The 11,479-nt window shown below is 63.9% G+C and carries 13 protein-coding genes; 11 read left to right on the top strand and 2 right to left on the bottom strand.

All coding sequences use genetic code 11. From position 1 onward, the window contains the following. Positions 1-7: 7 nt before the first annotated feature. From C163_RS18210 to C163_RS18190, 5 genes are read left to right on the top strand one after another with little or no spacing between them, the layout of a single operon-like run. Positions 8-1,981 (top strand): heme lyase CcmF/NrfE family subunit, encoded by a 1,974-nt coding sequence (locus C163_RS18210; protein ID WP_015271186.1) that lies wholly within the window; start codon positions 8-10, stop codon positions 1,979-1,981. Further along, positions 1,978-2,514, top strand: coding sequence for a DsbE family thiol:disulfide interchange protein (locus C163_RS18205; RefSeq protein WP_023663391.1), 537 nt, complete (start codon positions 1,978-1,980; stop codon positions 2,512-2,514). The genes C163_RS18210 and C163_RS18205 overlap by 4 nt, the downstream gene beginning before the upstream one ends. Beyond that, on the top strand, positions 2,511-2,999 hold the full coding sequence (locus tag C163_RS18200; protein ID WP_025340052.1) for a cytochrome c-type biogenesis protein: 489 nt from the start codon (positions 2,511-2,513) through the stop codon (positions 2,997-2,999). The genes C163_RS18205 and C163_RS18200 overlap by 4 nt, the downstream gene beginning before the upstream one ends. Continuing rightward, on the top strand, positions 2,992-4,182 hold the full coding sequence (ccmI, locus tag C163_RS18195; protein WP_015271184.1) for a c-type cytochrome biogenesis protein CcmI: 1,191 nt from the start codon (positions 2,992-2,994) through the stop codon (positions 4,180-4,182). Before C163_RS18200 ends, ccmI begins: the two co-directional genes overlap by 8 nt. Before the next feature lie 12 nt (positions 4,183-4,194). Continuing rightward, on the top strand, positions 4,195-4,611 hold the full coding sequence (locus C163_RS18190) for a hypothetical protein (RefSeq protein WP_025340051.1): 417 nt from the start codon (positions 4,195-4,197) through the stop codon (positions 4,609-4,611). A 280-nt stretch (positions 4,612-4,891) separates the two neighbouring features. On the opposite strand, the gene C163_RS18185 is transcribed toward C163_RS18190, so the two are convergent. Then, a complete protein-coding gene (locus tag C163_RS18185; protein WP_025338036.1) occupies positions 4,892-6,067 on the bottom strand; it encodes an integrase core domain-containing protein in 1,176 nt (391 codons plus the stop codon). Positions 6,068-6,571: 504 nt separating this feature from the next. Between C163_RS18185 and C163_RS27230 the strand changes: the two genes are divergently transcribed. The 6 genes from C163_RS27230 to C163_RS18155 all read left to right on the top strand — a co-directional run bounded on the left by C163_RS27230 (position 6,572) and on the right by C163_RS18155 (position 10,599). After that, the gene (locus tag C163_RS27230) at positions 6,572-6,823 is read left to right on the top strand and encodes a hypothetical protein (RefSeq protein ID WP_025340050.1); all 252 of its coding nucleotides are present in this window, start codon (positions 6,572-6,574) and stop codon (positions 6,821-6,823) included. A 54-nt stretch (positions 6,824-6,877) separates the two neighbouring features. After that, a complete protein-coding gene (locus C163_RS18175) occupies positions 6,878-7,816 on the top strand; it encodes a 2-hydroxyacid dehydrogenase (RefSeq protein ID WP_025340049.1) in 939 nt (312 codons plus the stop codon). Between the two features lie 50 nt (positions 7,817-7,866). Next, positions 7,867-8,655, top strand: coding sequence for a PhzF family phenazine biosynthesis protein (locus C163_RS18170; RefSeq protein WP_025340048.1), 789 nt, complete (start codon positions 7,867-7,869; stop codon positions 8,653-8,655). A gap of 183 nt (positions 8,656-8,838) precedes the next feature. Then, on the top strand, positions 8,839-9,246 hold the full coding sequence (locus C163_RS18165) for a GFA family protein (protein WP_025340047.1): 408 nt from the start codon (positions 8,839-8,841) through the stop codon (positions 9,244-9,246). A gap of 112 nt (positions 9,247-9,358) precedes the next feature. Next, the gene (locus tag C163_RS18160; RefSeq protein ID WP_003254365.1) at positions 9,359-9,697 is read left to right on the top strand and encodes an FKBP-type peptidyl-prolyl cis-trans isomerase; all 339 of its coding nucleotides are present in this window, start codon (positions 9,359-9,361) and stop codon (positions 9,695-9,697) included. A 239-nt stretch (positions 9,698-9,936) separates the two neighbouring features. Beyond that, on the top strand, positions 9,937-10,599 hold the full coding sequence (locus tag C163_RS18155; protein WP_025340046.1) for a hypothetical protein: 663 nt from the start codon (positions 9,937-9,939) through the stop codon (positions 10,597-10,599). A gap of 138 nt (positions 10,600-10,737) precedes the next feature. Here the strand turns inward: C163_RS18155 and C163_RS18150 are convergent, their stop codons facing one another. Further along, on the bottom strand, positions 10,738-11,466 hold the full coding sequence (locus tag C163_RS18150; RefSeq protein ID WP_025340045.1) for an aspartate/glutamate racemase family protein: 729 nt from the start codon (positions 11,464-11,466) through the stop codon (positions 10,738-10,740). Between the last annotated feature and the right edge of the window lie 13 nt (positions 11,467-11,479).

Below are 11,479 nucleotides of genomic sequence, written 5' to 3'. Positions count from 1 at the left end.
GGCGCTGGTGATCCCCGAACTCGGCCAGCTGGCGATGATCCTGGCCATCTGCTTTGCCGCCGTGCAGGCCAGCGTGCCGCTGCTCGGCGCCTGGCGTGGCGACAGCCTGTGGATGAGCCTGGCGCGGCCGGCGGCCTGGGGGCAGTTCGCCTTCCTGGCCTTTGCCTTCGCCTGCCTGACCCATGCCTTCATGACCGACAACTTCTCGGTCGCCTATGTGGCCAGCAACTCCAACAGCGCCTTGCCCTGGTATTACAAGTTCAGTGCCGTGTGGGGCGCCCACGAAGGTTCGCTGCTGCTGTGGGCGCTGATCCTCGGCGGCTGGACCTTCGCCGTATCGGTGTTCTCGCGGCAATTGCCGCAGGTGATGCTGGCCCGCGTGCTGGCGGTAATGGGCATGATCAGCGTGGGCTTCCTGAGCTTCCTGATCATCACCTCCAACCCGTTCCAGCGCCTGCTGCCGCAGGTGCCGACCGATGGCCGCGACCTTAACCCGCTGTTGCAGGACTTTGGCCTGATTGTCCACCCGCCGATGCTGTACATGGGCTACGTCGGGTTCTCGGTGGCCTTCGCCTTCGCCATCGCCGCCTTGCTCGGTGGCCGCCTGGACGCCGCCTGGGCGCGCTGGTCGCGGCCCTGGACCATCGTTGCCTGGGCCTTCCTCGGGGTCGGCATCACCCTGGGCTCGTGGTGGGCCTACTATGAACTGGGCTGGGGTGGCTGGTGGTTCTGGGACCCGGTGGAAAACGCCTCGTTCATGCCTTGGCTGGTGGGTACGGCGCTGATCCACTCGCTGGCGGTGACCGAGAAGCGCGGGGTGTTCAAGAGCTGGACAGTGCTGCTGGCGATTGCCGCGTTCTCGCTGAGCCTGCTGGGTACCTTCCTGGTGCGTTCCGGTGTGCTGACCTCGGTGCACGCGTTTGCCGCCGACCCGTCGCGGGGCATTTTCATCCTGATCTTCCTGCTGTTCGTGGTCGGTGGATCGCTCACCCTGTTCGCCCTGCGCGCACCGGTGGTCAAGAGCCAGGTCGGCTTTGCCCTGTGGTCGCGCGAGACGCTGCTGCTGGCCAACAACCTGGTGCTGGTAGTGGCGGCCTCGATGATTCTGCTCGGTACCCTGTACCCGCTGGTGCTCGATGCGCTGACCGGGGCCAAGCTGTCGGTTGGCCCACCGTATTTCGACGCCTTGTTCCTGCCGCTGATGGCACTGCTGATGGTGGTGCTGGGCGTGGGCGTGGTGGTGCGCTGGAAAGACACCCCCGGCAAATGGCTGGCCAGCATGATGACCCCGGTGCTGCTCGGCAGCGCCATCCTCGCGCCGGTGGCGGGCTTTATCGTCGACGACTTCGACTGGCCGACCCTGACCGCCTTCGCCCTGGCCGCCTGGGTGGTGCTTGGCGGGTTGCGCGACATTCTCGACAAGACCCGCCACAAAGGCCTGCTCAAGGGCCTGCCCGGGCTGGGTCGCAGCTACTGGGGCATGCAGCTGGCGCACCTGGGCCTGGCGGTGTGCGCGCTGGGCGTGGTGCTGTCGAGCAACAACAGCGCCGAACGCGACCTGCGCATGGCGCCGGGCGAGAGCGTGGAACTGGGCGGTTACCACTTCCTGTTCCAGGGTGCCCGGCATTTCGAAGGGCCGAATTTCATCTCCGACAAAGGCACCGTGGTGGTCAGCCGCGATGGCCGTGAAGTGACCACCCTGCACCCGGAGAAACGCCTGTACACCGTGCAGCAGTCGATGATGACCGAAGCCGGCATCGACGCCGGTTTTACCCGCGACTTGTACGTCGCCCTTGGCGAGCCGCTGGAGAACGGTGCCTGGGCGGTACGCGTACATATCAAGCCTTACGTCCGCTGGATCTGGCTGGGCGGTCTGCTGACCGGCCTGGGCGGGTTGCTGGCGGCCCTCGACCGGCGCTATCGCGTCAAGGTCAAGACCCGGGTGCGTGATGCCCTGGGCGTGTCTGGAGCAGCTGCATGAAGCGTTGGATCATGGTAGTCCCCCTGGCGGTATTCCTGCTGGTGGCGGTGTTCCTCTACAAAGGGCTGTTCCTCAAGCCCGACGAGCTGCCCTCGGCAATGATCGGCAAGCCGTTCCCGGCGTTTTCCCTGGCCTCGACCCAGGGCGACCGTACCCTGACCGAGGCCGACTTGCGGGGCCGCCCGGCACTGGTCAACGTGTGGGCCACCTGGTGCCCGTCGTGCAAGGTCGAGCACCCCTACCTGAACCAGCTGGCCCAGCAGGGCGTGGTGATCCACGGCGTCAACTACAAGGACGACAATGCGGCGGCCCTGAAGTGGCTGGCCGAGTTCCACAACCCGTACCAGCTGGACATTCGTGACGAGCAGGGCAGCCTGGGCCTGGACTTGGGCGTGTACGGCGCGCCGGAAACCTTCCTGATCGATGCCAAGGGCATCATCCGCTACAAGCACGTGGGCGTGGTCGATGCCACGGTCTGGCGTGAGCAGCTGGCGCCGCTGTACCAGGGCCTGGTCGACGAGGCCAAGCCATGAAGCGGGGGCTGGCAGCTGCCGTGCTGGGGCTCTTCATGGGGTTGAGCCTGGCAGGCGTGGCCAAGGCGGCCATCGACACCTACCAGTTCCGCGACGATGCCGAGCGTGAACGCTACCAGCAGCTGACCAAGGAGCTGCGCTGCCCCAAGTGCCAGAACCAGGACATCGCCGACTCCAACGCGCCGATTGCCGCCGACCTGCGTCGGGAAATCTTCCGCATGCTCGGCGAGGGCAAGAGCAACCAGCAGATCGTCGACTTCATGGTCGACCGCTATGGCGACTTCGTGCGCTACAAGCCGGCGCTCAGCGGGCGTACCTGGCTGTTGTGGTTCGGCCCGGGGATTTTGCTGGCCGGTGGTTTCGTGGTGCTGGCGCTGATCGTGCGCCGGCGCCGCGGTGCGGCCGTGCAGGGCGCCAATGAGTTGTCCGCCGAAGAACGCGAGCGTCTCGCCAAATTGCTGGAAAAAGAACAGACCCATGATTGAATTCTGGCTTAGCGCGGGCCTGCTGCTGCTCGCTGCCCTCAGCTTCCTGCTGATCCCGATCCTGCGTGGCCGTGGCCGCCAGCAGGAAGAAGACCGCACCGCCCTGAACGTGGCCCTGTACCAGGAGCGCGTCGCCGAACTGGCTGCCCAGCAGGCCGCTGGCGTGCTCGACGAGGCGCAGATGGCCAAGGGCCGTGACGAGGCCGCCCGTGAGCTGCTGGCGGATACCGAAGGTGCCGAGGCCCCGCGCCAGGGGCACCTGGGCAAGGCCCTGCCGTTGCTGGCGGCGCTGCTGGTGCCGCTGCTGGCATTGGGGCTGTACCTGCATTTCGGCGCGGCCGACAAGGTGGAGTTGACCCAGGAGTTTGCCGAGGCGCCCAAGTCGATGGAAGAAATGACTGCCCGCCTGGAACGGGTGGTGCAGGCCCAGCCGGATTCGGCCGAGGCCGTGTACTTCCTGGGCCGAGCCTACATGGCCGAGCAGCGCCCCGCCGATGCCGCGCGTACCTTCGAGCGCGCCGTGGCCCTGGCCGGTCGCCAGCCCGAATTGCTCGGGCAGTGGGCACAGGCGCTGTACTTCGCTGCCGACAAGAAATGGAGCCCGCAGCTGCAGGCGCTGACTGACGAGGCGCTGAAAGCCGACCCCAACGAAGTGACCAGCCTGGGCCTGCGTGGTATCGCTGCCTTCGAGGGCGAGCGTTACCAGGAAGCTATCGATTACTGGAAGCGCCTGCTGGCGCAGCTGCCGGAAGGTGATACCTCGCGTGCGGCGCTGCAGGGCGGTATCGACCGCGCCGCCGAGCGCCTGGGTGGTTCGCCGGGGCAGGCTGCGGCGCCCGTGGCGGCTCGCTTGAAGGTGCGCGTGGAACTGGCGGCGGCGTTGAAGGACAAGGTCAAGCCGGACGACACGGTATTCATCTTCGCCCGCGCCAGCAATGGCCCACCGATGCCGCTGGCGGCCAAGCGGGTGACCGTGGCGCAGTTGCCGATCGAGGTGGAGTTGTCCGATGCTGACGCCATGATGCCGCAGATGAAACTGTCGGACTTTGCCGAAGTCCAACTCGTTGCACGTGTATCACGCGCTGGCCAGCCAACCCATGGCGAGTGGATTGGCCAGGGCACGCCACTGCCCAGCGCCACCCAGGCCATCCAGCACCTGACCATCGACAGCCCCGACCCGTAAGAGAGCAATGCCATGCACAGCATCGTCCGCCTGACCCTGATTACCCTGGCCCTGGGTTTGTCTGCGTGTACGGTGCATGAGCCGTACGAGCAGCCCGAACCACCGATCGAGCGCCTGCCGCCGCCGGGGCCGGCGGTCAAGCCCTTGCCGGACAGGCAACCGGCCCCCGCGCCGAGCAAGCCTGCGGCCACGCCCAAGCCGATGCCACGCACCTCGGCCAGCTTCGCGCCGCCACCTGGCGGGGCGAGCCATTGGGACCCGAAGCTGGGTGTGTATGTGCTGGAGAAGAAACCCAATACCTTCTACCGCCAGCGGACCTACTACCGCTTCGACAACGGCTGGAGCTGGTCGCTGAGCCCGGATGGGCCGTGGCAGGAGACTGACAGCAGCGGTGTGCCGGGTGGTCTGGGGCGTGCGTTCGCCCAATAATTGCAACGTTGCCGTTGCCGTTGCCGTTGCCGTTGCTTTTGCTTTTAAGCGCGCGGTAGTCCAGGCGCCGCCGATTGCGACTTCAGGAGGCCGAGCGAAGGGACTGCGGAGGGAGGTGACGGGCATGGATGCCCGTCAAGCGCTGAGGCCCCATGGATGGGGCCTGCAGCGCGTACTCCCGGGAGCAGGCCCGTAGCGAGGGAACCCCGGAGCGCAGCGCAGGGGCCGGATGATGGGAGCGCATGTACGGGTCCCCCACATGGGTTACATAAAAGTTCACTCACATAGGTGACACCTTGAGCGTCACATAGCCCTCAATGGCATCACGCACATCGATCCTACCGAGGACGATTGGACCGAAAATAACATCCCAGAGCCCGTCTCCAACTTGCTCCAGCCCAATGGTCTGGTGCTTCAGTACGTAACCTACGTAGATCCTCAAACCTCGGCGGCTGACGATGCCGCAACCGTCAATTGGCAAGCTCTCGATATGGCTGGGATAAATCATTTCAGGCAGCTTTTCAGGGAATGGGCGCGGCGAAGGTTGATAACAGGACGCCGGCGTTCTTTGTTCCAAGGCTTCGTGCAACCGTTCGTAATTGTAATGCTGCCGAAACCGATCAAAGTGCCGTTGTTGAGCCTCCCATGCCATTGCCGGTGGCGATGGGAGCGTGCTCTTGAGTGTCCGATGCATGCGTTCATGCCGGCCATTCTGCTCAGGTCTGCCAGGTGCGATGCGCTCGGGAATGATGCCCAGACGCAGCCACCAGATCGACAGTTGGGAAAGACCTGCGCGTCCTTTGCTGGCGAACGGTACGCCGTTGTCGGTTCGGATACGCTCAGGCAGCCCATTTTCACGGAATACATCAGTGAATACCGCCTGCGTTTCCAAAAAGTTCGTGTTTGCCATGCTGTGACAGGCAAGCAAGAAGCGACTGGCGTGATCCATGATCGTCAACGGATAGCACCAGACGCCGGCCCCTGTGAGGAACTGGCCCTTGTAGTCTGCACTGAACAGCTGATTGGGCGACTCCGCTTTTTCCAGTGGCTTGGGATAGATGGCCACACGCTGACGTAGACGCCGCGGCTTGATCAGTTCGGCCTTCTTGAGGATGTTGTAGATCGCAGTCTTTGAGGGTGGCGCCTGATCAGGAAAGCGCTCCTGCAACGCTGCCTGGATTTTTTTGGGCCCAGGCACCGTTTCCCCCTGACCGCGCAGTTCCACAATGGCCTCGCGGACCGCGACAGGTACAACCCAGTCCTGGGTCAACCGGCGTCGGCTGCGCTCCTCCAAGCCTGCCGGGCCCTCTTTCTCGTATCGCTCGACCCATTTGTAGCCGGTCTTTCGACTGATCTCGTAGGCCTCACACAGGGCGCTGAAGCTAGGCGGCCCCTGCAGGTAGTCCGCGATGAAAAGCATTTTCAGGTCCATAGGTGTTAGCTCTCGCCACGGCATGGTCAGATCCTCGAAAACCGACCTTGCCAGTTAAAGACTGTTACCTATGTGCGTGAACTGATTTGTAACCCATCTGGGTGAGTCATACCCCCCAGCGTTTTTTGGTTACTTTTTGTCGCGTTTGACAAAAAGTGACCCGCCGTAAGGGCGGAAAGGTGATTAAGCGCCACCTTCGAAAATGAATGTTGACCTTGTTGTTGATGCCCACGCTTGAAAGCGAAGAGCGAAGAGCGAAGAGCGAAGAGCGAAGAGCGAAGAGCGAAGAGCGGAAAAGTACCGGTCTTGATCTCGCGCATAGTCCATTTACGATGGCGACGCTTACTCACCTTTTCGCCCTTACGGCGAGTCACTTTTTGTCAAACGCGACAAAAAGTAACCAAAAAACGCTGCGCTCCCATCATCCGGCCCCTCCGCTACGCTACGGGGTTCCCTCGCGCCGGTCTTGCTCCCGGGAGTACGCGCTGCAGGCCCCATCCATGGGGCCTCAGCGCTTGACGGGCATCCATGCCCGTCACCTCCCTCCGCAAGCCCTCTGCTCGGCCTCCTGAAGTCGCGAAGATCAAGATCAAGATCAAGATCAAGATCAAGATCAAGATCAAGATCAAGATCAAGAGCAAGAGCAAGAGCAAGAGCAAGAGCAAGAGCAAGAGCAAGAGCAAGAGCAAGAGCAAGAGCAAGAGCAAGAGCAAGAGCAAGAGCAAGAGCAAGAGCAGCGCTAAGCAGAACAGTGCAGTTTCACCTCTTTATTTCGGTTGACTGTACTGGCCGGTGACTCCGCATAATGTCGCCTCGAACTGACCCGGAGGTGGCATGCACAAGACAGTCCTGGTGCTGGTGGAAACCGTCGATGATTACCTGCCCATGCTGGAGCAGGCCGGCTACCGTCTGATCCGTGCCCCTTCGCCGCAACTGCGGGCCGAGGCCATCCAGCGCCATGCCCATGAAATCGATGCAGTGCTCACCCGCGGCCCGCTGGGCCTGACTGCCAGCGAAATCGACAAGCTGTCCAAACTGCAGATCATCTGCGTGATCGGTGCCGGCTACGAGCAGGTCGACCTGGCCGCCGCCGCTGCGCGCGGCATCACGGTTACCAACGGCGCCGGGGCCAATGCCGAGGCGGTCGCCGACCACACCCTTGCCTTGCTGCTGGCGCTGTTGCGCGACATTCCCCGCGCCGATGCCAGTACCCGCCGGGGCGAATGGAACCGGGTGATCAGCCCCTCGGTGAGTGGCAAGCGCCTGGGCATTCTCGGCCTTGGTGCGGTAGGCCTGGCCATCGCCAGGCGCGCCCATCTGGGCTTCGCCATGCCCGTCAGCTACCACAGCCGCACGCCGCGCCAAAATGTGCCCTACACCTGGTACGACAGCCCGCAGCACCTGGCCGATGCCGTCGACATCCTGGTGGTGGCCACCCCCGGCGGTGCCGACACTCGCCATCTGGTCGATGCACAGGTGCTCGAGGCCCTGGGGGCCGAGGGCTACCTCGTGAACATCGCCCGTGCCAGCGTGGTCGACACCCAGGCCCTGGTGGCCGCGCTGCAGCATGGCCAACTGGCTGGTGCGGCACTGGATGTGTTCGACGACGAGCCGGCTGTACCCGATGCCCTCAAGGCCCTTGGCAACACCGTGCTCACCCCCCACGTGGCCGGCCAGTCGCCGGAGGCGGCGCGCGACACGGTGGCCCTGGTGCTGCGCAACCTGCAGGCGTTCTTTGCCGGCGAAGCCGTGTTGACCCCGGTACGCCAGTAACCCTTTTCATACATCTGCCTGGCAGCGATCGGGCAACAAGGAGTGTGTGCATGCAACTTGAAATCTTCCAGGTCGATGCGTTTTCCGCCGAACCGTTCGGGGGCAACCCGGCGGCAGTGATCCCGCTGCAAAGCTGGCTGCCGGACGATGTGCTGCAGCGCATCGCCGAAGAGAACAACCTGTCGGAAACCGCCTACTTCGTGCGCAACGGCGAAACCTTCGACCTGCGCTGGTTCACCCCGACCGTGGAAGTCGACCTGTGCGGCCATGCCACCCTGGCCTCGGCCTATGTGCTGTTCGAACAGCTGGGCGAGCAGGTGCAGGTGCTGCGTTTCAACACCCGCAGTGGCGAGCTGCGGGTCAGCCGTAACGCCGACGGGCTGCTGGCCATGGACTTCCCGGCCAAGCAGCCGGTCGCCGTGGACATGCTGCCGGGCCTGTTGCAGGCGCTGGGCCTTGGCCAGGCACGGGCGCTGTACCGCAGTGACGACTATGTGGTGGTGATTGATGACGCCCTGTTGCTCGACACCCTGAAGCCGGATTTCGTTGCCCTGTCGGCTTTCGATGTGCGCGGTATCGCCGTTACCGCAGCAGGCCGTGGCTTTGATTTCGTCACCCGCTGGTTCGGCCCACGGGTCGGCGTGAACGAAGACCCGGTGACTGGCTCGGCGCACACCTCGCTGGCGCCGATATGGGCAGAGCGTCTGGGTAGGAACGTGCTGAGCTGTGAGCAGGGTGGGACGCGCAAAGGGCAGCTGCAGTGCGAAGTGCCGGGTAATGGCCGGGTGATCATCAGCGGGCGGGCGGCGTTGTACCTGCGCGGTACCATTTACATCTAGAAGCTTACGCGATGCCCTGTAGGAGCGGCCTTGTGTCGCGATGGGCCGCAACGCGGCCCCTCGATGTTGGTAACGCTGCATAGACCCGGGGGGCTGCTTTGCAGCCCATCGCGACACAAGGCCGCTCCTACAGGAATCGTGCACCTATACTGGTCTGCCCATCCCTCGCTGAAGGAGCCAGCCATGGCCCTGGAAAAACACGGCACCTGCCTGTGCGGCGCCACCAAGCTAAAGGTCACCGTCGACAACACCCATATCAGCGCCTGCCACTGCAGCATGTGCCGTAAATGGACCGGCGGCCCATTGCTGGTGGTGCATTGCAGCAAGCCACCAGTGATCGAAGGGCGCGCCCCCAGCGTCTATGAGTCTTCCGACTGGGCCCAGCGCGGTTTCTGCGGCCAGTGCGGCACGCACTTGTACTACCGGCTGAAGGCCAATGACTTCCATGCCGTCCCGGTCGGCCTGCTGGACGGCGACCAGGAATGGGATTTCGACCTGCAGATTTTCGTCGAAGAGAAACCCGCCTGGTATTGCTTCGCCAACCAGACCAAGGAACTGACCGGCCAGGAAGCCTTCGAGCAGCTCGGCTGATTCAGGCGGCGTGCTGTGATCGATGCGCCAGCACGAAACGCCACGCGAACTTGCCAAACCGGTGCATTCCTGAGAAAAGGGCGGCTTTGTTTCCAGCGTTGGAGTGTGCCCCGTGAGCCAAGAACTGCAGATCATCGACCTTGTGGAGGGGGATGGCAAAGCCGCCGTCAAAGGCGCCCTGATCACCACCCAGTACACCGGCTGGCTGGCCGACGGCAGCGAGTTCGATTCGTCCTGGTCGCGCGGCAAGCCGTTCCAGTGCGTGATCGGCACGGGTCGGGTAATCAAGGGGTGGGATCAAGGCCTGATGGGCATGCGCGTTGGCGGCAAGCGCAAGCTCCTGGTACCGGCCCACCTGGGCTATGGCGAACGCAGCGTGGGGGCGATTCCGCCGAACTCGGATTTGACCTTCGAGATCGAATTGCTGGAAGTGCTGACGCGGGATGATTGAGTGGCCGTACTGCAACCCGATGTTCTTGCGCCCTACACATTTCAGCAACACCCATCCTCTAATCTAAGCCTTGCCTAGGGAACGGCATCCACCTCCAGGGAGGAACCAAACGGGTTCAGGGCACTCTCACCCTCACTCGTTGCCATGGACGGCATTCACTACAAGGATGCCCCGCGGTGCTGTTGGCGGGGTGATGTGGCGGGTCTACCCGATTCTTTCTGCCACATGGGCCTGTCTTGATGAAGTTGCCAACATTCTTCCGCCGTCGTCGTCACTGGTTGCTGAGCCTGACGCTTACAGCCATAGCCGTACCGCTGGCGCTGGAAGCTGTCGAAAGCCGGGCGCAACCGGTGGATGGCACCCAGACCCTTGTGTTCCTGCGCCACGCCGAGAAGCCGGGCGAGGGGCTGGGCCAGTTGAACTGCCAGGGCCTCAACCGTGCGCTGGACCTGGCTACCGTGCTGCCCGAGCGCTTTGGCAAGGCCGACTACGTGTTCGCTGCCAACCCCTCGCGGCATGTCGAGGAAGGCAGCAAGGACGAAAGCTACAGCTACATTCGCCCGCTGATGACCATCAGCCCCAGCGCCATTCGCCTGGGCCTGCCGGTAAACATCGACTATGGCGCCAACGACACCGACGCGCTGGCCGAAGAGCTGCTGCGCGACAAGTACCGTAACGCGACCGTGTACACCGCCTGGTCGCATGGCTACCTCCCTGACCTGATCAATGCCGTGGCTGGCAAGGCCCTCGGTGAGGAGCGGGTGATCACCGAGGACTGGAGCGGCGACGACTTCGACACCCTCTACGTCCTGACCCTGACCTGGCACGACGGCAAGGCCAGCCTGCTCAGCCGCAACGTGCGTCAGGGCCTGAATGATGGTGCGCATAGCTGCCCGACCTGATCCACTGGTGATGGTTTGCCTGTACCGGCCTCTTCGCGGGCTTGCCCGCTCCCACAGGTACAGCACAGCCCTTGAGAGCGGTGGGGGCCTGTGGGAGCGGGCAAGCCCGCGAAGGGGCCGGCACAGGCAAATAGAGGGTTAGCGCCCGAACCGCATCGGCCAACCCACCACTTTCTTCGCCCGTGGCGTGGCATAGGTACGTACCTTGGAGGTACTCAAGCCCATGCGCACCAGCGATTCGGCTATGGTCACCGCCGCACTCACACCATCCACCACCGGCACGCCGGTGCGCTGGCGGATCTGCTCGTCCAGCCCGGCCATGCCGCCGCAACCCAGGCAGATCACCTCGGCCTTGTCGTCGCGCACGGCGCGTTCTGCCTGCTCGACAATCGCCTCCACCGCGCGCTGCGGGTCGGCTTCCAGCTCCAGCACCGCCAGCCCGCTGGCGCGTACCGATGCGCAGCGGTCATACAGGCCGGAGAGCTTCAGGCGGTCCTCGATCAGCGGCACGGTGCGGTCCAGGGTGGTCACCACCGAGTAGGCATGGCCCAGGTACATCGCCGTGCTGGCGGCGGCATCGGTGATGTCCACCACCGGCACGTTCAGCAGTTCCTGCAGGCCTTCGCGGCCATGTTCGCCGTAACCCGCCTGGATCACGGCGTCGTAAGGGCCTTCGTAGGCCAGCACCCGGTCCATCACCGCGATGGCGGCCAGGTAACTTTCGAAGTTGCCTTCCACCGACTCGGCACCGAACCATGGGGTGAGGCCGATGATTTCGGTGCCGGGTGCGGCCACCGTACGGGCCTGTTCGGCAATGGCTTCGGTGATGGCTTCGGTGGTGTTGACGTTGGCGATCAGAATGCGCATGGGTAGTCCTCCC

It is taken from the genome of Pseudomonas sp. FGI182 (genome assembly GCF_000511325.1).
Lineage (GTDB): Bacteria > Pseudomonadota > Gammaproteobacteria > Pseudomonadales > Pseudomonadaceae > Aquipseudomonas > Aquipseudomonas putida_Z.
The sequence above is the reverse complement of the archived record's forward strand: the minus strand, read 5'-3'. Positions and strand labels throughout refer to the sequence as shown.